The following is a 20,574-nucleotide window of genomic DNA, read 5'->3' as shown; positions in this document are numbered from 1 at the left end:
GAACAACAAAATTATAGTGAAAAATCTTCCAAACTAGTCATGAAGGAAAAATCAGGACATACTAAGATAAAGACAGAAAATATAAAAACGAGGTGTCAATTTATAAGGATTTAAGCATTATCACTGCTGTCCACTTAAACTCAGTAATTGTCCTTTGAAATAGTTAAAATTTAGCTAGTTGCAAAGTTTTTCTGAGTCAACGGATTTGAATTTGTACCTTTGCAGGGTATCATCAGATTCTGCATATGTATAAAGACAAATACGTTTTCGCTCAGTTAGTCTCATTTCTTGACAGAAACCACATCAATTATTTCGTACGTAAATACGGAGGTGATAAGTATGTGAAGTTCTTTAGTTGCTGGAATCAGTTGCTTACCCTCATATTTACGCCAGTTCGGGATAAGGGTTTGCTTAGAATAGTTCCAATTGCCTACTCTTTTCAATGCGCACTGGCAGTGCCTCGGGCTTATTCTCGAAGAAATAGTATACAGTATGCAGCCAATGCCGCACAGAGATTCATAATGAAGTTATGTACGGAGCGATGGCGTGAGTGGACAAGGTTGGCCTTGTTCTTGAGCAGTTCGTTGATGCATTCTATTATATATCGCTTGTGCAGCATCATCTTGTCTCACAAGGGTATAAGCTTATTTTTCATGTTCGACTTGAGCCCATGAACGAGGTGGATGCCTTGGTTGAAGAGGTTCTCATAGAATTCTTGCTTGATGTATCCCTTGTCGGCAAACACTTTGCCATAGAGCACCTTGGTGAAGACCTTCCACACCCTAGGTTTTCTGTCGTCTACGTTTGCGGGAGTTAGGCAGAATGTGAGTACGTCGCCCATCTCGTTGCACAGCAGATGCAGCTTGAGACCAGGGCACCAGCCCATCGTTCCCTTTCCGTTCTTGGTAAGTCCATCAAACACCTTGTTGAATTTCCTTCTCATGCTGTGGCATACGGGAATCATCGTACTGTCTACGAAACACGTGTAGGACACGGCATAGAGGAAGTAGCTTGCCAAATGTTCCTCGATGAAAAAGAGGTAATAGTGCTTGAAGTTGCGGAATGAGCCAAAATGGTAGCACAGCAGGATAGTCATGATTTCGCTTTTGGACATTTGCCCTTTGCAGTTTCTCATTCACTTATATCCCTCGTCCATGGGGCGATATGGAGATTTTTAGTTAATTCGGTATCTAAATTCTTGCAGAAGTCATCCAACACACAGAATATTTATGTAACTTTGTCAGTGGAAATCATCGCTATATATGTTTGTAAGTTATTGATTTTCAACCATAAAGTTGCAAAACAATGGCAAGATTACCAACTTTTTAGGGAATTTTCTTATCCCGAACTGGCATTATTGGAGGGAGCATCCGGTGCTTTGAGCATCTCGGTGAGCACTCGTGCACTGGCAACAACACCCTCGAAGAGGACTTTGAAGAAGTGGAATTGTGTGGGGGGCTTGAACTGCCGTATGAAGTTGGAGAGGAAGTTCTCCAAAGTATTGCTGTGCTTGTTGAACTTCAGGAAACTCTGTTCATGCTCGGCGGTGGGCGATACTGTCTTCAGTCTGCCTTTCTCATCTGTCCCTGAGAGGGCTTTGAGATTCTCGTCCTTGGAGTCTTTCACCAAAAGGGCTTCTTGATCTTTGATTTTTTCGTCCATCTTACAATGTATTTAATGACACCAATAGCGGTGTATGGGCAAAGGTAAATCAAAGAAACTGTGCATGTTGGCAGTTGGAAATAACTGCGTACTTGTGGCGTTGATATGGATGAAAGTGGCAAAAAGAGAGGTATGGATCAAACTCCATACCTCCATATTTTTCATTGATTAGGTTATTGCATAGACAGTAATTTGCAGTACATTCCGTTTTTTGCTGCAAGTTCTGCATGCGTCCCGTTCTCTACAAGGTGTCCCTTGTCCATCACAATAATTTGATTAGCATTACGGATGGTTTGCAAATGATGGGCAATGACCAAGACTGTGCGATTTCGAATAAGGGCAGACATTGCCTGTTGTATCTTATATTCATTGACTGGGTCAACATTGCTCGTTATCTCGTCCAAAAGAATGATAGGAGCATCTTTGAGGAACGCACGAGCGATTGAAAGTCTTTGTTTCTGACCTCCGGATAGACCCAAACCGTTTTCTCCGATTTTTGTTTCATAACCTTCCGGCAGGCTGATGATAAAGTCGTGTATCATCGCCCTACGTGCTGCTTCTTCGATTTCTTCCTGCGTAGCATGTTGATTGCCCACTTTGATATTATTGGCAATGGTATCTGAAAAGAGAATAACATTTTGCATCACTACACTGATTTTACTGAGCAGATAATCATAGTCCATTTCTCGAATGTCTATACCATCGATACGAATACTGCCGGTCTGCGGTTCCCAGAAACGGAGTAACAGGTTGGTAATGGTTGTTTTACCTGAACCTGACGAGCCAACAAGTGCCGTTACCGTTCCTTCGGGAACATGGAACGTGAGATTTTTCATCTCAAAACCTTCCTTCTCATAATGGAAATCCACTTTGTCAAAGGAAAGATTGAAATGGGTTGCTGTTTTCGGCTGTTCAGGATTGGTGATAACAGGAGCATTCAATAAATGGGAAATGCGTCCGTAACTATCTTTTACCTTGATATAATTCAACCAATGATTCTCCATATTGACAAAAGGTTTATAGAATTCTTTTGAGACGATGATAAACATTAAATAAGCGAAAAGAGAAAGTTCCCCCTGCTGTGTCCACCAAAGACCGATTGTAGCCATCAGAGCGAAAGCCAATTCTATCAGAAAAGTGTATCTGCCCACACTCACAGCTGCCAAACGTGAAGTCTTCTTACTGCTTTCTCCAAATTCACTGACAGAGTGGTCGAGTCTGTCACGGAACATTCCTTTTCCTCCAAACACTTTCAAAACTGGAATGCCTTTGACGTATTCCACAAACAGGCTGACCATATCCGCCAGATTGTCCTGAGACTCTTCCTGTGCTTTCATTCCCGAGCGAATGCCTCGATACAAAGAAAACAGGGCAATGGGGAGGACGGAAATCATCGCCAACCCCATGAGCCAGTCCACACAGAAAAGTCCGATGCCAAGTATCAGAGCTACAATGAAGTCGGCGGACATCCGTGTCCATAGATGTCCTACTACCATTTCCATATTATCAACGTCTTTGTGAATGATTGTACTTATCTCTCCCAGACGCTCATTGGTATAGAAGCCGAGTGAGAACATTTTCAGTTTCAGTATGATTTTCTCGCGGATACGTTCCACAAGATCAAATCCGGCAAAATGCTTACTCATATCGGCAATGGCATTGGATATGGTTTTCAAGACCAGCAGACTACCGAGTACCCATGCTGCCGAAATGAAAGAGATGCTTTCTCCATGTATATGACGGTCGATGAGAAACAAGACTGTGAGCATTATCGCCGTGCCGCAAAGGGCATAAACCACGAAAAACAGTGCGGAGATAATTAGATGCCGCACTCCGCGAGCGGTCAATTCATTCAGTATATTGCGTACCATTCTTATTCCTCCTCTTCTTTTAATTGCCATTTACTTACTTGTTCTTGCGTTTCCGTCATATTGCGGTATAGAGAACACTCTTTCATCAGTTCACGATGTGTTCCCTTCGACACGACATGCCCTTTGTCCATTACAACAATACGCTCCATATCCTGAATAGTATTGAGACGGTGAGCAATGGTAATGACTGTCTTGTTGCGCTGCAATTCATCAAGAGCTTCTTGGATTAGTTTCTCATTCTCTCCGTCCAATGCGGCAGTGGCTTCATCAAGAATAACTATTGGAGAGTCTTTGAGCAACATTCGAGCAATGGAAATACGCTGTTTTTCTCCGCCAGAGAATTTTATGCCGGCTTCGCCTGCCAGCGTATCATAACCATTCGGCAAGCCCATGATAAAATCATGAATACGAGCACGCTCTGCTGCCATTTCCACTTCCTTTTGTGTGGCGGTAGGTCTTCCAATACGGATATTGTCCCGAATAGTTGTGTTAAAGAGAAAAACCTCCTGCTGTACCATCGAAAAGTAATCAGCAATGTTGCGTTCGGAAAGCTCCGCAATACTCTCTCCTCCCAGTCGGATAGTACCCGTTTGAGGTTGCCAGAACCCCATCATCAGACTTGCCAACGTGGTTTTTCCCGATCCGGATTCGCCGACGATAGCTGTATGACTTCCTTTCGGAAATTGAAGACATACATCTTTCAGCGCATTGTCTTCCTTGTTTGGATAGGAAAATGTAACATGCTCGAAACAAACATCCGTTTGTGTCGTATCCGTTTTCTTGTCAGCAGTTTCCTTTGTCTGTACCTCTGTAATGGACTGTACTTTTGCCAACGACTGACCATAGACGATTCGGAAATGTTGGAATGTAGCCAACTTAGCAAAGGAGGACGAGAATAAACCGCCCAATATCAAGGCAAGGATAAAACGAGCTACAGTTAATTCGCCCGAACTCATCATCCATAGTCCAATAAGAGTCATTACCACGATACCACCTTCCAAGAACATCGTTATCAATGTCATGGGAACGGTAACGCTAAACATGCTCCGCTTTACCCAACGGATGTAGTCGCGCATACCACCAAGTACCCGTTCCGTTCTGTTTTCCTCGTTACTGAAGGCTTTGATTACCGATATGGTAGCTACATATTCCAAAAGGTCTTCCGACATTTTTTGCGTACTTTCCATAAAGTGTTGAAAGCTCTTTCCCCAAAGTGTTTTGACAGCCATTTGCAGAAGAAATGCCACAGGCAAAAGAGAAATGAGCGACAGCCCCAAACGCCAGTCTAACACCATAATGATTACCCAGAGTAAGGCTGGAAAAAGCGTAGCCGAAAGGATTTCGGGTAATCCATGTGCTAAATAAATTTCAATTTGTTCCACATCGTGGTTAATAATATTCACCAAGTCGCCAACTTTCCGTTCTTGAAAGAAACCGAGCGGCAAGCGTTGCAGATGACTTATGATACGCAACCTCAATCGTGTAAGGGCATTGTAAGCCGACTGGTGTGCACGCCAAATCGAGGTTCCATAGAATACGCCTCTAAGCATTGCCAACAGTATCATTATTCCTCCAATACCCCAAACTATTATGGGAGAGAGTGTACTATTCATCAACTTGTCAACCGCCCACACTACAAGCAGTATAGGGAGTGTGCCTAAAATAAGGTGCAATATAACCACAGCATTGGAGAGCAGGCTACGGCTCTCCCGTTCCTCATCAAGGGGTCTGACTTTTTGTTTATCCATATATGTGTCGTTTTGATTTTTTCTGCTGCAAAAGTACGGCAACAAGCAGGAATAAAATAACCCCAATAAACATTACACTGCCCCAAAACAACAATTTGCTCGCATATAAACACAACAGGGGTATAAGCGTGTATAATAGGGTTATTTATTTGCTCGGAAGGTAAGTACCTTTGCATAGAATCTCACAAACAAATATGATATGTCAATCAGCTCAGTAGTCCATTTATACAAAAGAATGCTCATTGTCGGCTTTCTATTGTTGTGGTCTTTTCCTATGTTTGCACAACTGCAACCAACAGAAATAAAAGTTATTGATGCAGAAAATGGGAACAGTATAGAATTTGCCGCTGTACATTGGAAAGGTTTGAATGCTCCAACGTACACGAATGGTACGACTACAAATAGGAAAGGTATTGCAAAACTAAGTGCATCAAGTAATCAAAAACTTATGCTTATGGTAAGTTATGTCGGTTATCAGACCATTACCGATACGATTACTGCAAATGGGAAGCGTTATACCATAAGACTACTCCCAGAATCAACAGAGCTGGCAGATGTAGTCGTAGTAGGAAAAACAAGAGCACAAATACTCAGAGAGTCGCCTGAAGCTGTTTCTGTAATAAATGCAAAAGAACTTCAAGGCAGATCTATTTCGTTAGAAACCGTTTTGAATAAAACCATAGGTTTGAAAGTTGGGCAGACTGGCGGTTTGGGAAGCAGTTCGAGAATTATTGTTCATGGATTGGAAGGAAACCGCATTCAAATCTTATGGGACGGAATACCAATGAGTACTTCTGACGGGGCTTTTTCTCTTGATGAAATTCCGATAGACATTATAGAAAGAATAGAAGTCTATAAGAGTATCATACCCGCCCGTTTCGGATGTGATGGATTGGGGGGAGCCGTCAATATCGTTACTAAAGAGTTTAGTACGGATTATTTAGACGCCTCGTATGAATTCGGATCTTACCAAACACACAAAGGAAGTGTCTTCTCTCGCAAGAATTTTCCAAAGAGTGGCATTCTACTCGGTGCGGGAGGTTATTATACATCTGCAAAGAATGACTACTCTTTCAGAGTTCCCGAGAGAGAAAATCTGTTGGTAAGACGTGACCATGACCGTTTTCGTTCGTATATGTTGAAGGGAAAAATTGCTTTCACGAAACTTTGGTTCGATGAGATTAGTACCGAGTTCGGGTATTACAATCGTTTCAATGAAATCCAAGGTATCTTAAAAAACATACAACATGCCGAAAACCAATCAGGAATGTTTATGTTGGAAAACAAACTGGTAAAAAGCGGAATGCTGAACGACCGCCTTAATCTTGAGTCCCATTTCTCCCTTTCACATACAACAAACAATTTTGTGGATACGGCACGAGTTAATCACGATTTCGAAGGAAACATATATCCGAGTCCGAATGGGCAGGGAGAAACAGGAGATGTTCCTCACAACTCAAATGACAAAGGCTTGGAAATCAATGAACGTATCAATTTTGATTACAAGTTGTCCGCCAATCACAGTTTGAATCTGAACACACTTATTAACTACGCCAGAAGACAACCGAGCGACAACATTGCAAGTCAGCATGCAGGTTTTGTTATCGGAGGATTTCCCAGCAAAAAGACCAGTGTCATTTCGGGGTTGACTTGGGAGTCAAAACTCTTTGATAAGAAACTGACGAATATGCTCTCCGCAAAGTATTTCCACCTCCATTCCGAGATAGAAGATTTGACTTCATACGAGCTGATTGAGGCTCCGAAGAAAAAGAACAATACGACCTCACAAATAGGCTGGATAGAGGCAATAAAATACGAGCCCTTCAGAGGTTTTCACTTGAAAGCATCTTACCAGCGGGCAATACGCCTTCCCAATTCACAAGAACTATTCGGTGATGGTATCATCACCTTTCCTGCAGCCGGATTGAGACCAGAGAAAAGCCACAACTTCAATCTGGGGTTCTTAATAGACAAAAATGATGTCCTCGGATTATCGCGATTGCAGTTTGAAGTGAACGGCTTTTATATGCAGGTAAGCGATATGATAAAACTGATGAAACAGCACATGGCAGCCGGATATGTAAACGCAGAAAAGGTACATATTAAAGGTATAGAAACCGAAATAAAATTGGACATATCGCCAACGGTCTATGCCTACGGAAATCTAACTTATCAGGATGTGCGTGATGTCTTGAACTATTTACCCGGTACCCAAGCCCCCAATCCGACAAAAGGATTGCGACTGCCGAACATTCCCTATTTGTTCGCCAACTTCGGGGCGGAGTATCACAGCAACCGATTATTCAAGAATTGGTATGTCAAGGCTTTCTGGGACGGCAAATTTACTGAGGAGTTCTTCTACTTCTGGGAACTTACCGAATTACAGAAACGACGTATTCCCCGCAGTTTCGTCAATGACATAGGGCTATTGTTGACCTACAAAAGCAAATATTCCGTAGCCTTGGAATGCCATAATATAATGAACAAAGAAGTTTGGGACCAATTCCGCCAACCATTGGCAGGACGGACACTTCACCTCAAATTCAGATATGTCTTCTCAAAAGGAATTTTCTAATTTAACAAATATAAAAAGATGAATACAACAATTTTCAATCGTATAGCTTTTTCTGCTATGCTGGTCGGCTTCATAGGGCTGACATCTTGTAACAAAAATGATGAACCTACGCCTACTCCTCAAGAGGTGCAGCAACATTTCACCTTTGTGCATTATGTGGACAAAAGTGCTTATGTAGGGACATTCAGTGATTTGACTCCTCAAGCGACCAACAATAAGAAAGCATTTGAATTCGGGTTCGGTTGCTACCTCTTTGCTAAGGGTAATACAGTGCTTGTACCCGAAGGGAAATTCGGGGATAAGATACATAAGTTTACAAGAGGTGCCCATGGAGAACTGATAAAAGCAGGTACTATGACATTTGAACAGATGGCTCAACCCGGAGAAATTAACTTCGTTGATGAACAGCGGGCATACGTTGCTTTGCATGGACGTGGAAAAATTGCGTTAATCAATACTTCAACATTGCAAAAGGAAGATGAAATTGACCTCTCGTCTTATGCGGTTCAAGACAACAATCCTGATCCCGGCTGTAATGTCATCCGTGATGGAAGGATGTATGTTGCCCTCAATCAGCTCAATTCGCCTCATACCTCTGTACCGGGTACTGGAGCAGAGGTAGCTATCATTGACCTCAAGACGAAAAAGACTGAAGTTATCAAAGATAACCGCACAAGTGTTGTAGGATTGTTCCGCCATTCTGACGCATTCATAGACGAGCGGGGTGACATCTACTTTTACAGTGCGGGCAACAACTTCAATGTTGCCGATAAGGAAGGTTTCCTGCGTATCCGCAAAGGAAGCGACAAATGGGATAGCGATTATCTGTTCAACCTATCGAAGACAACCATAAAAGGAATAGGCAAAACAGGGCAGTATATGATTAAGTCTTTCTATGCAGGTAATGGTATTGTGTATAGTTGCGTGAAAGTAACGGATACAGAATTTGGAATACTCAAGAAAGACTTCCAACCCGTGAAAATCGACATTTGGAACAAAACCATCGAAAAACTTGATTTGCCAATGACCGACAGCAATGGCTCTTTTGCTATAACTCGCTACAAGGACTTCATCGTCTTTGGAATGACATGTAACAATGGTACGGGGTATTACACCTACAATACCAAGACAGGCGAATGCTCGCAAAACCCAATTGTTACTGCCATAGGAGTTCCTTCAAGTTTAGTCGCATTTGAGTAAACTCTCATTAAAAACATTTCTCATGGAGCTATTGGTTCTTTTTTGAGAGTAATACGGATAAAAACTTGCGATAATTCAAGTTTTTATCCGTATTTGTTTGTAACTTTGCAAAAAGACATGATAAAATGACCATAGAATTTTGTGCAATCAATAAGCCTGAAGATTGGATGGAGATGGTTGCCGAACAATTTGGCACATCAGTAATAAACAATGGATTTACCATTCCTTCTTCTATTGGTAGTGGATTCTTCAAACAATATTATCCTCTGCCATGGCTAACATTGACTTATATCAGTTTCGTAGCATACGAGCCGATAACTATGATACGTCGCTCGGTGGAAAACTCGAAATGGATTCCTGTCATGTTCTATATCAATGAGCATAAACACGAGCAGATAATAGGAACAAGTACAAAAACGGTCGGAGTGGACACGCTCGATGGCATTTTCATGCCTTCAAGTAGCATCCCGACTGAGTGGAGTTTTCCTCCAAAGAAACGATACGAAAATATTACACTGACTTTCAATAAGGATTGGATTGAAAAGATTGATGCAGCACATGAAACCTATATCGGTCGGCTTCTCCAATCGGACAAGGCTTTTTATTTGTTTGAGACCATTACACCTGCAATGCAACAGGTCTTGGATAACATTAAGTCTATAACTGAAATCGACAATCCTTTTTCAACGCTTCATTTGCATGGAAAAACTATGGAATTACTGACAATGTTCCTTGAAAAGCTCGAAAAACGTTCGGAAGTAAAATCTCTTGCCAACCTAAACTTGAATGATGTTGAATCAGTATTCCGTGTTCGTCGCCAGATTCTTCAAAGTCTCAGTAATGTACCGAGTATTCCCGAATTGGCGCGTGAAGCCAATATGAGCAGTTCCAAATTACAAAAGTGCTTCAAGCAGGTTATTGGAAAAGCCATCGCCGAATATGCCCTATCTGAAAAGATGGAATGGGCAAAACGACTGCTTTCCACTCGCCTCTACTCGGTGTCAGAAGTAGGCTATAAAGTTGGATATGCTAACCTCAGTCATTTCACAGAGGCTTTCTGCAAATATCACAGGATAAAACCTAAGCAATATCTTGATTCATTATAAGTTTTACACAAATATTACTTGCATTTTGAGGGTTATTTTGCCCTAAACAATCTTTCGAACTTAGCCTGCAAAGACATCAGGCAATGAAAATAACGACATTTAAGTTTCATTTTTTTGCTGGAGTAACAATTTTATCATTGTCTTCTGGTATTTCTGTTTATTATTTAGTCGAACTCTTGTATGCTTTCGACACCTGCAATTGTATCAGTAATGGAGAAATTGGTATGGAGGAATTGGCACACACACTCTCTGAAATCTTCGGAGTGGAGATAAAGAACTGCTACAACGTATATATGAATATAAAGCATCGCAAAGATGACAGTCGCACTTATTTCCTTGACTAACTCCGTGAAAAAATCAATAAGCGGATGGTGGGGAGCGACCTGAAAGGCGGCAAGTTCAAGAAGTAGTAAATCAAAGGGAGATATTCCGACTCTGTAATATCTCCCTTCATTCATTCTTTGATAAGCACTTCCAACTTTTTGGCTATATCCTCTGAGGTTGGAAGCACTTGTTTCCGTATTTAATGCATTATGAGAAAATAGGCTATAATATTAATATACTCAATTTTGAACGAAATCGTTGTGAGATTTACAGAGATCATACCTTTGATTCTTATTGGGAATAATCAAATCCATAATTAATGATGTATAGATGAAAGGATTACATTTTGATTAAATGAGCAAGCTTCGGATCATTCTTAATACGCATAATCTCTGAATCAACTAACGAGAGAATTTCTTCCTTGACTTTGCGATAGTTAGCTTCGATGGTCTCTTTGAGATTATCGGAGCCATCTTCGTTCGTAAAGTCTGCAATCGTGGGAATTGGTTCGTAGGTCTTTGTTTCTGCAGATACCTTGGCACTATCCACCACAATCTCAGCATGAAAAATCTTCTGGTCGATACGCTCGTCGAAGTTGTCGGACACAGCACCAACAAACATTCCCTGTGTGAGGTTACTGATTTTGGATGCTGGAATAAGACTGTCCATCTGCGTAGAAATGGAAGTAGACTTGTCGTTTCGGTTGATGGTCATCGACTGCCGTTGCTGGAGCACCTTTCCAAACCGCTCAGAAAGTGTCTTGGCTGTTTCTCCCACCACTTGACCACTGAACACGTTGCCCACCGTGTTTTGAATTACCTTGCTCTCCTTGTCGCCATAATCACGGGTGAGCTGTGAAAAGTCCTGAAAGCCCAAGCACACTGCCACTTTATTGCTTCGTGCTGTGGCTATGAGATTATCCAATCCACGGAAGTAAATCGTTGGCAACTCATCGATAATCACCGAGGATTTGAGTTGCTTCTTCTTGTTGATGAGCTTTACGATACGGCTGTTGTAAAGTCCAAGTGCAGCCGAATAGATATTCTGGCGGTCGGGGTTGTTACCCACAACAAGGACTTTCGGCTCATTAGGGTTATTGATGTCAAGTGAGAAATCATCGCCCGTCATCACCCAATAAAGGGCAGGGCTTATCATACGCGAAAGCGGTATCTTGGCACTGGCAATCTGTCCCTGCAACTGGTCCTGCGCTCCACCCTCCCAAGCGTCCATGAAAGGCGAAAGGTAGTTGGCAAGTTCATCATAGGAAGTGAGTATAGGAAATATCTGTGCGTAGGGGCGGTTCAGGAACTCGATGGCATGAGGAAAAGTACAATACTTTCCGTTCTCATAGATTTTCAGAAACCAAATGATGGCTGCCAATAAGATAATCGGCGACTCCACAAAGAAATCTCCCTGTTTTTGTATCCACGAACGGTTCAAGTTGAGCATGATGGTGTAGGCACTTTCGTAAGCGTCCGATATATCCGTCATAAAGGCAGGATTGATAGGGTTGCAGCGATGGCTTCTTCGAGGGTCGTCAAAGTTAATTACATAGAACTGCGGTTTTACCTTATAAGCATCCAAATGCTGAAGCAGGTGATTATAAGCAATCTCGGAAAGGTCGGGAAACTTATAGTCGTAGATATACATGGCAAAGCCTTTCTCTATTTGCTGCTTGATATAATTGTTCACGATAGCGTAGGACTTACCCGACCCCGGTGTGCCGAGTACCATCGAGGCGCGGAAGGGATTGACTACGTTAATCCAGCCATTATTCCACTTCTTCTTATAGTAAAAACGTGTAGGCAGATTGACAGAATACTCATTCTCCATCAGTCGGGTTTCTTGCATGAAGCTCTCATTCTCCGTATTGAACACATCGTCCATCAGGTTGTTCTTCAGCAGTCGGCTCATCCATACACCTGCCATCAGCAGACAGATATAGCCAACGGAAAGTGTAAATATATAGAGGGAAGCTGCCCCAACCTTGCCGATGGGCAGTGCCAGCAGCCACCAATTGAGAAAGAAAAAAACGAAGCCTGAGAAAAGCACCGTCCAAATCTTTGGCCAAGTGATTTTCTCCTCTTTCACGCCTTTTGTCCCAAGGCAGGACAAGGCAAGGAAAACCACACAAAAGAGTTTTGTCCAAAGGATAGACGAAAATAATCCCGTGGTGCGCTGGAAGTTCATCAGAATTTTATCAATGATGCCAAGCGTAAAACCCCAGACATGAAAAGCCTCGTAGCAGAACCAATAACAATTTATCAAGAGGAATATCACCGATATACCCCGCATAAAGTCCATGACTTTACCTAATGCCCTTAAATCATCTTCTTGTGCCATAATGCAGTTTTATTTAGAATATCGTTTGAATACTATTTGAAAAGTTTTTGAATATTATTTGAATAGTGTACTTAGCGCTTCCTGCGTTTAAGACTTACCTTACTTTGTCTGTGGAGTTTGCGTTGCCATACCGCTTCCTTCCAATCATCGTTGCCCGTAGGTAGGAAAAACCCATCTGCCATATCCTCGATAAGTTCATCGATAAGGTTATCCCCTTCTTCTGCATTGGATTGTAAAGGCTGGACAGTTGCTGATTGTTCCAAACGGACAGACGGATTGCCATACAGCGTTTCGTCCAAGAATGGGTTATGAGCAGGATTAGAGAAATAGCCATTGAATACATTGGCGGCATATCCCTTACCTAATCGAGAACCATTGAGCGCAATGCCCGCTTTATCATCAATAAAGGTAATGCCATAGATACGTCCACTTTCGTTCTTTCGGATAAACACACGCAAGCCTTGTTCCTCCAGTCTTTGCTGAAGTTCTTTCTCCGTATTGGGAGAGGTACGCATAGTTTTTAACACTTTGTTCCTGACGGTTGGTATCAGTGGTTTGACGTTTTGTTTCGACTTCTGCATCCTGTTCTGTACGGCAGTATAGCCCACACCACGACCGATGTCCGAGGCGTGGATGGGTGTGCCTACCTTGTCGCCCTTATCATCAGTTGGAACATAAACCAGTCCGTCATACTTCTTTCTCCGAAACTCCGTCTTCACTTCTTCTACTGCAAGATGGTATCGGGAAAGAATGGCATTCAGCTCTCCTAATGAACAGAACTTATAATGTTTCAGTACCATGCGGGTAACATTTGCCACCTGCTCCTTGATGTTTCCTCTATCAATGTCCACCTTGGGCGTTTCTGTTTCCACATTATCTCTGACCTTTGAACTTGGAATGAGACCAAACCTTTTTTCCAAGGTATCGGTAATCTTCTTGCTCCTCCTTTTCTCAAACTTATCATTAATCTTCTGACCACGATTGTCCACTCGAAGTGAAACGATATGGATATGCTCACGGGCGATGTCGTTGTGCTTGAACACGATATAGGGCTGCTTGCCATAACCGAGTGCTTCCATATACTCCTTGGCTATCTGTGTGAGTGTTTCATCGGAGAGTTTATCGTCCGGATGCGGATTGAGCGAACAATGGAATACCATCTTTTTTGTTCGACATTTCTCCGGGATAACTGCTTGCATATCGGCAAACACCTCTGTCATCGTATAAGTTTCCTCTTTGTTTTGATACAAGCCTTGAGCAAGAAGAATGCTTGCTTTCTCTTTCTCTACTTTCTTGAAGTTGTAACCCAATGCCCCTCCAAGGTTTTCCATTACAGAAATCTTGGCAATCATTTCTTACGGTAGTCTATGGTAAGACTGATAGCCTGTTCCTGCAAGACAATGATTTGAGCCGATAAATGCTCTAACTTTTCAAGCAGGATCTGTGCAGTTTTTACGCTGTGATAGCTGTTGATGGCACGCACTGTCTGGTTATAGAGCACACCAATCTTATGGATTTGTGCCGTCAATTCAGAGAGTTTTCGGTAATATTCCACGGCGGATTTATCCACCGTAATCACCTTGAAACTCTCTCCAAGAATGCGAGCGCGTACGAAATCCGACTTGGTTTCTGCACCCGAACGCTGAAACAAATCTATCGCCCTTTGCTGGTCTTTGGGCTTGGGAAGACGGGTATCCCATCTGTCCCATCGTTCTATCTTTTCGTTCATTGTTTTTATCTTTATCTAATTACGACTTTGGAGTAATTCATCTCCCCTTCGGGGCAAGGGGCTTTGTCGGCAAAAACGAAGTTTGTCGGACAAAGACACACCTTGCCAATATCAAGAGTTGATGCAATAGAAGCATCCACCTTTCAGGCTGTCTGTTTCTAAGAGTATACCTCCATATCTTCTATCTGCCTGCAAAGTTACGGCGAGTTTTCAAATATCTCATTATCAATGATGTTCACTCTTTTTCCTTGCATTTCCCTGTACTTCTATCGTATAGAAATATCTATCGAAAAAGCTTTTATTTTGCAGATAAAACGAACGGAATATCGTTCGATAGAACTATTTAAAGAACGATATGACGAACTCTATTTCAATAGTTCAAAATATCGTCAGATAGAACTATCGATATGTCGACAAATCGACAAATAAAACGATAGATAATTCGGTGTTTCGACAGATAAAAGAATTAATAATTCGCTCTGACGATTACTCTAACGACCTACCATTCAAATTATAGTTCAAACGATTAAAATATCTATAGTATGGCACAGATACAAACATTGCCCATATTCCTGGGCTTTTCCTCTCAAAAGGGAGGTGTTGGCAAAAGCACTTTGGCTGAGATTGTCAGCAGCATTCTTTACTACGAAAGAAATATCCATCTTTTTGTAGTAGACTGTGACTTGTCTCAGGACTCATTCTATAAACTCCGTGAAAGGGAAAAGGCTTGCATTGAAAGTGATCCACAGCTTTCTAAGCAGATGAAGCAACATTTCTACTCTTTGAAGCGTACAGCCTATCGCATCCTCAAGGCAGACCCTAAGGAGGCAATAGAAAGGGCTAACGAGTATATCCGTAAACATCCGTCTGAGAAGTTTGATTTGGTCATTTTCGACTTTCCTGGTCATGCTGGTACAAGTGACCTTTTGCAGCTATCGCTGGAGATGGACTATATTCTTTCACCTTTAGAGCCAGACGTGCAGTCGATGGTTGCCTGTCTTACCTATATCAAGGCGGTGAACGACTTGGGTGTATCCATGTCAAGTGTCCGTATCAAGGAAGTCATTCTCCTATGGAACAAGGTTGACCGAAGAGTTAAGAACACGCTCATAGAACACTATAGTAGGTATATCAAGAACGAAGATTACACGCTACTTAATCAGCATGTCTATGCTGCTCACCGCTTCAGCCATGAACTAGAGCAATATGGATTCCGTGGAGTATTCCGTTCCACTTACCTACCTCCCAATAAGGCTTTACGAATTGGGACCGGCATTGAAGAGCTGACAGAGGAATTGCTTACCCATATTCAACTTAAATAAGATAGCACTATGGCAAGGATACAGGAACAACGGCAGAGATTGGAAGCCAAGCTTAAAGAAATGGCAGAAGACGGGGTGATGAAGACACCACCCAAGGAAACAGTGTCTTTTGACCCACCTGATGAGGAAGATGAAGAGGACGTGAAGCCAGAGGTCAGTACCAATCAAAAGGAAAAACAACATCTGGTAAAGGAGCTTATGTCTACCTCGGACGATACGCAGGACAAAACCTTGTGTAAAAGCCACGAGAGAGGATATGAGAGAAGTGCGGAAACACCTCGGATTTCCTTGGAGGACTACCGAACACGCTATTTACAGTCAATCCGTCTTCGGGAGCGGACCAATTTTACTATGAGTGCTGATACACTCCAAGTGCTGAGAAACATTTTACAGGACTTAGGTGAGCGGGTATCGATGGCTTGTTATATTGACAATATTCTCCGTGAACACCTTAAAGAACATAAGGAACTGCTCAATAATGCCACTGCAAAGCATCGACGCAAGGTGGCAATAGACTTTTGAACATAGAATAAATGACAAACAACATCACCATTATGCAAACAATACTATTCAACATTCTTCTGCTTCTGATAGTAGTATGGGTGTTCATTGGAATACTCTTCCTTTGGCAGCAGTTCCGTATAGCGCGCCGTAGATTGGAGAAAGCGTGCGAGAAGAAAAACAAGCAGAAACAAAAGCAGAGTACTTCTTCTGCTACGCAAGACCAGCTTGAACAGGCACGTCAAGTGCTTGTTGGTAAGAGTAAATCATATAGGGAGCAATATGAAGAGCTATCAAAAGAGGTTGCTACCAATTCACGAAAAATCTCAGAAGTTCCCGCTGTTCCCTCCTCTGAAAATCCTGATGAAAAACCTAATACTTTTGCAGAGAAAAACTCATCTGTATCCAAAGAAAAAGAAGGTGAGAAAGAAACGGATGATGACAATGAAATGCAGGTTGACTATACAATGGACGAGTCTGACGAAGACGCTATTATCCGTGAAGAACTGCATATTGCAGACGATTCTTTACCCGAAGTCTCACCATCGGCAATCCTTACAAGGGACTTGTCCCGTGTCAACGGCTGGCACAGAAATGACGATGCACTTGATGAGGAAAACGAAACGGAGGTGCAGGACACGCTGCAAGCGATACGGGGTACACAGCTAATGGACTACATTAAGGAGGCAACGCTCAAGCAGGAGAAAGACCATCAAAAGCTACTTGCTGCCATTCGCAAGGTGGAAGAAGCGGAATTAGAGGAAAATAATATAAACTCTTCTTCTGACTTTGAAACGAACTCAAATGTAGAGAGCGGCAATAGCGAGACATCGGAAGAAGCTGACCGTCCACTTTCATACTATTTGTAAAACTTAGTGTTTTTGTTCATATTGTACGGTGTTCAAGGGGTGGCTCAAAAGTAAAACAATCAACCAATATCAGCCATACAATAAAACCGAGCCACCCCTTACCACCTCTATCTAAAAGAAAACAATTCATTTAACAACTTAAAATAAAAAGAACAATGAACAACAAAAAGAAAATCACAATGCTGTTCCTGCTGACGGCTACCGCCATAGGAGCATACGCACAGGGCAACGGCATTGCCGGAATCAATGAAGCTACAAAAATGGTAACCTCCTACTTCGATCCCGGCACGAAGCTCATTTATGCTGTAGGGGCAGTAGTGGGGTTGATAGGAGGAATAAAAGTGTACAACAAGTTCTCAAGTGGTGATCCCGATACGAGCAAGACCGCAGCCTCTTGGTTCGGTGCGTGTATCTTTCTCATCGTGGCAGCCACTATCCTGAGAAGCTTCTTCCTGTAAGGCGATGGCATCATTTGAAATCAACAAGGGTGTAGGTCGGACGGTAGAGTTCAAGGGCTTGAAGGCGCAGTACCTCTTCCTCTTTGCAGGAGGACTGCTGGCAGTCTTCATTCTTGTGGTCATTCTCTATCTCTGTGGAGTCAGCCAAATTACCTGTCTTGTCATAGGTGTAGTGGGTGCCAGCCTTGTGGTATGGCAAACGTTCACCATGAATAGAAAGTACGGGCAATACGGACTAATGAAAAAAGGAGCAGTGCGTATGTACCCACGCTACCTTGTGAACCGCCGAACGGTCTGCCACCTTATCCGTAACCTTCAACCAAAGAAAGCAAAGAAATGAGAAATAAAAGCAAGATAACGACCCTTGAATCAAAGTTTCCGCTGCTCTCCGTCGAACAGGGCTGTATGGTGAGCAAGGACGCAGACATCACCGTGGCATTCCGTGTGGAACTGCCCGAACTCTTCACTGTCACCTCTGCCGAATACGAGGCGATGCACTCGGCTTGGCACAAGGCTATAAAAGTGCTACCCAATTACAGCATCGTACACAAGCAGGACTGGTTCATCAAGGAGGACTACCAAGGAAAGCTCTCCGATGGCGGACTGAGCTTCCTTGCCCGTTCCTCTGAACGGCATTTCAACGAGCGTCCGTATCTCCACCATTCAGTCTATCTCTTCCTTACCAAGACGAACAAGCAGCGCATGGCACAGCAGAGCAATTTTTCTTCGCTTTGTCGTGGACATCTGTTACCCAAGGAAATCACCAACAAGGACGAGGTGATGAAGTTTATGGAAGCCGTAGACCAGTTCGAGCGTATCATCAACGATACCGAGCAGATAAGGATTGTCCGCATGACAGAAGAAGAGTTGGTTGGCACAAATGAAAAAGGAGGACTACTCGACAGGTATTTCTCTCTATCAGAAGAAGGGCATGCGTCTTTGGAGGACATCCGTCTGGGCGCAGACCTTGTGCGTGTGGGCGACAATCGCCTGTGCCTGCATACGCTTTCCGATACGGATGACCTGCCGACAACGGTCAGCACGGACAGCCGGTATGAGCGACTATCAACCGACAGGAGCGACTGCCGTCTTTCCTTTGCCTCGCCCGTAGGGTTGATGCTACCCTGCAATCATATCTATAACCAGTACCTCTTCATCGAGGATAGCGACGCCAATCTGGAACGCTTTGAGAAGCAGGCAAGAAACATGCACTCGCTGGCACGCTACAGCCGTAGCAACCAAATCAACGAGGAGTGGATACAGGAGTATCTCAACATTGCCCACTCACAGGGACTGACATCCATCCGTTCCCATTTCAATGTGCTGGCATGGAGCAGCGACAAGGAGGAACTCCGCCAAATCAAGAACGATGTCGGCTCTGCCCTTGCCTTGATGGAATGCCGACCACGCCACAACACCATTGATGCGGCAACGCTCTACTGGGCTGGCATTCCCGGCAATGCGGCAGACTTTCCCGCAGAAGAGTCATTCTATACTTTCATCGAGCCTGCCCTCTGCTTCTTTACGGCAGAGACAAACTATAAGGACTCACTCTCTCCCTTCGGTATCAAGATGGCAGACCGCCTTTCAGGAAAACCTGTTCATCTGGACATATCGGATTTGCCGATGAAAAAGGGAGTCATCACCAACCGCAACAAGTTTATCTTGGGCCCTTCGGGCAGTGGCAAGAGTTTCTTTACCAACCACATGGTACGTCAGTATTACGAGCAGGGGGCGCACGTCCTCTTGGTCGATACAGGAAACTCGTATCAGGGCTTGTGTGAACTTATCCACCGCAAGACCAAGGGAGAGGACGGTGTGTATTTCACCTATACCAATGAAAGTCCGATATCCTTCAACCCTTTCTATACGGACGATTACTTCTTCGATGTAGAGAAAAGGGAGAGTATCTGTACACTGCTGCTCACGCTCTGGAAGAGTGCCGACGAGCATATCACGAAGACCGAGGCAGGCGAACTTGGTTCTGCCGTAAACTCCTATATCGAGCTGATATGTGCTGACCACAGCGTTACGCCCTGTTTCAATACTTTCTATGAGTATCTGCGGGACGTGTACCGCAAGGATATGGAAAAGCGTGACATCAAGGTGACGCTCTCGGACTTCAATATCAATAACCTCCTGACGACACTGAAGCAGTATTACAAGGGCGGTCGCTACGACTTCCTTTTGAACTCGGATAAGAATATCGACCTGCTCTCTAAACGCTTCATCGTCTTCGAGATTGACCAAGTGAAGGACAACAAGGACCTCTTTCCTGTGGTAACGATTATCATCATGGAGGCCTTCATCAACAAGATGCGTCGCTTGAAGGGTATCAGAAAGATGATACTCATTGAGGAAGCGTGGAAAGCCATAGCTTCGGCAAACATGGCGGACTACATCAAGTATCTTTATAAGACGGTGAGAAAGTATTTCGGAGAAGCCATTGTCGTGACGCAGGAAGTGGACGACATCATTCAGTCGCCCATTGTCAAGGAAAGTATTATTAATAACTCTGACTGCAAGATACTGCTCGACCAGCGCAAGTACATGACCAAGTTCGACGGCATACAGGCGATGCTCGGTCTTTCGGAAAAGGAAAAGAGCCAGATTCTCTCCATCAATCAGAACAACGACCCGAACCGACTCTACAAGGAAGTGTGGATAGGTCTGGGCGGTATGCAGAGTGCTGTCTATGCCACGGAGGTGAGCATGGAGGAATACCTCACCTACACCACGGAGGAAACCGAGAAGGTGGAGGTGATGCAACGTGCGGCACAGCTCAGTGGTGATATCGAAACGGCTATTCGTCAGCTTGCCATAGAGAAAAGAAACAATAAAAAGAAATAAGTATAAACCATCAAAA

14 protein-coding genes and 4 pseudogenes are annotated in these 20,574 nt (G+C 43.3%); 11 read left to right on the top strand and 7 right to left on the bottom strand.

Annotation, left to right across the window (positions count from 1 at the left end):
- Nucleotides 1-245 precede the first annotated feature (245 nt).
- Nucleotides 246-377 (top strand): annotated as a pseudogene (locus H164_RS16150) (DUF4372 domain-containing protein); the annotation flags it as partial.
- A 34-nt stretch (nucleotides 378-411) separates the two neighbouring features.
- Here the strand turns inward: H164_RS16150 and H164_RS16165 are convergent.
- The 4 genes and pseudogenes from H164_RS16165 to H164_RS0110740 all read right to left on the bottom strand — a co-directional run bounded on the left by H164_RS16165 (nucleotide 412) and on the right by H164_RS0110740 (nucleotide 5,281).
- A pseudogene (locus tag H164_RS16165) lies at nucleotides 412-1,227 on the bottom strand (IS982 family transposase).
- A 129-nt stretch (nucleotides 1,228-1,356) separates the two neighbouring features.
- Nucleotides 1,357-1,662 (bottom strand): annotated as a pseudogene (locus H164_RS0110750) (hypothetical protein); the annotation flags it as partial.
- Nucleotides 1,663-1,835: 173 nt separating this feature from the next.
- Nucleotides 1,836-3,533 (bottom strand): ABC transporter ATP-binding protein, encoded by a 1,698-nt coding sequence (locus H164_RS0110745; protein ID WP_025830150.1) that lies wholly within the window; start codon nucleotides 3,531-3,533, stop codon nucleotides 1,836-1,838.
- Nucleotides 3,534-3,535: 2 nt separating this feature from the next.
- Nucleotides 3,536-5,281: an ABC transporter ATP-binding protein gene (locus H164_RS0110740; protein ID WP_019968615.1), complete on the bottom strand. Its 1,746-nt coding sequence runs from the start codon at nucleotides 5,279-5,281 to the stop codon at nucleotides 3,536-3,538.
- A 199-nt stretch (nucleotides 5,282-5,480) separates the two neighbouring features.
- On the opposite strand from H164_RS0110740, the gene H164_RS0110735 reads away from it, so the two are divergent.
- The 4 genes and pseudogenes from H164_RS0110735 (at nucleotide 5,481) to H164_RS14575 (ending at nucleotide 10,572) form a co-directional block, all read left to right on the top strand.
- Complete coding sequence (locus H164_RS0110735) at nucleotides 5,481-7,856, top strand: TonB-dependent receptor (RefSeq protein ID WP_019968614.1); 2,376 nt, start codon at nucleotides 5,481-5,483, stop codon at nucleotides 7,854-7,856.
- 18 nt (nucleotides 7,857-7,874) lie between these two features.
- Nucleotides 7,875-9,056, top strand: a complete 1,182-nt coding sequence (locus H164_RS0110730; protein WP_019968613.1) for a hypothetical protein — start codon at nucleotides 7,875-7,877, stop codon at nucleotides 9,054-9,056.
- Nucleotides 9,057-9,181: 125 nt separating this feature from the next.
- Nucleotides 9,182-10,162: a helix-turn-helix domain-containing protein gene (locus H164_RS0110725; RefSeq protein ID WP_004341627.1), complete on the top strand. Its 981-nt coding sequence runs from the start codon at nucleotides 9,182-9,184 to the stop codon at nucleotides 10,160-10,162.
- Between the two features lie 83 nt (nucleotides 10,163-10,245).
- Nucleotides 10,246-10,572, top strand: a pseudogene (locus H164_RS14575) (RteC domain-containing protein).
- A 253-nt stretch (nucleotides 10,573-10,825) separates the two neighbouring features.
- On the opposite strand, the gene mobC reads toward H164_RS14575, so the two are convergent.
- The 3 genes from mobC to H164_RS0110705 form a co-directional block, all read right to left on the bottom strand.
- Nucleotides 10,826-12,829: a conjugal transfer protein MobC gene (mobC, locus tag H164_RS0110715; protein ID WP_019968611.1), complete on the bottom strand. Its 2,004-nt coding sequence runs from the start codon at nucleotides 12,827-12,829 to the stop codon at nucleotides 10,826-10,828.
- A 71-nt stretch (nucleotides 12,830-12,900) separates the two neighbouring features.
- A complete protein-coding gene (gene mobB / locus H164_RS0110710) occupies nucleotides 12,901-14,181 on the bottom strand; it encodes a conjugal transfer protein MobB (protein ID WP_019968610.1) in 1,281 nt (426 codons plus the stop codon).
- A complete protein-coding gene (locus tag H164_RS0110705; protein WP_019968609.1) occupies nucleotides 14,178-14,558 on the bottom strand; it encodes a plasmid mobilization protein in 381 nt (126 codons plus the stop codon). The genes mobB and H164_RS0110705 overlap by 4 nt, the downstream gene beginning before the upstream one ends.
- Nucleotides 14,559-15,100: 542 nt before the next feature.
- Here H164_RS0110705 and H164_RS0110700 point away from each other — a divergent pair.
- The 6 genes from H164_RS0110700 (at nucleotide 15,101) to H164_RS0110675 (ending at nucleotide 20,558) form a co-directional block, all read left to right on the top strand.
- Nucleotides 15,101-15,880 carry a ParA family protein gene (locus H164_RS0110700; protein WP_019968608.1) on the top strand — a complete coding sequence of 260 codons (780 nt, stop codon included), beginning with the start codon at nucleotides 15,101-15,103 and terminating at the stop codon, nucleotides 15,878-15,880.
- 9 nt (nucleotides 15,881-15,889) lie between these two features.
- Nucleotides 15,890-16,402, top strand: coding sequence for a DUF3408 domain-containing protein (locus tag H164_RS0110695; RefSeq protein ID WP_019968607.1), 513 nt, complete (start codon nucleotides 15,890-15,892; stop codon nucleotides 16,400-16,402).
- A gap of 32 nt (nucleotides 16,403-16,434) precedes the next feature.
- A complete protein-coding gene (locus tag H164_RS0110690; RefSeq protein WP_025830149.1) occupies nucleotides 16,435-17,250 on the top strand; it encodes a hypothetical protein in 816 nt (271 codons plus the stop codon).
- 155 nt (nucleotides 17,251-17,405) lie between these two features.
- Nucleotides 17,406-17,708: a DUF4134 domain-containing protein gene (locus H164_RS0110685; protein WP_009011627.1), complete on the top strand. Its 303-nt coding sequence runs from the start codon at nucleotides 17,406-17,408 to the stop codon at nucleotides 17,706-17,708.
- A 4-nt stretch (nucleotides 17,709-17,712) separates the two neighbouring features.
- Nucleotides 17,713-18,048, top strand: coding sequence for a DUF4133 domain-containing protein (locus H164_RS0110680; RefSeq protein ID WP_019968605.1), 336 nt, complete (start codon nucleotides 17,713-17,715; stop codon nucleotides 18,046-18,048).
- Nucleotides 18,045-20,558, top strand: a complete 2,514-nt coding sequence (locus H164_RS0110675) for a TraG family conjugative transposon ATPase (protein ID WP_019968604.1) — start codon at nucleotides 18,045-18,047, stop codon at nucleotides 20,556-20,558. Before H164_RS0110680 ends, H164_RS0110675 begins: the two co-directional genes overlap by 4 nt.
- Nucleotides 20,559-20,574: the final 16 nt, after the last annotated feature.

The organism is Segatella maculosa DSM 19339 = JCM 15638, assembly GCF_000382385.1.
In the GTDB taxonomy this organism is placed as follows: Bacteria; Bacteroidota; Bacteroidia; order Bacteroidales; family Bacteroidaceae; genus Prevotella; species Prevotella maculosa.
The sequence above is the reverse complement of the archived record's forward strand: the minus strand, read 5'-3'. Positions and strand labels throughout refer to the sequence as shown.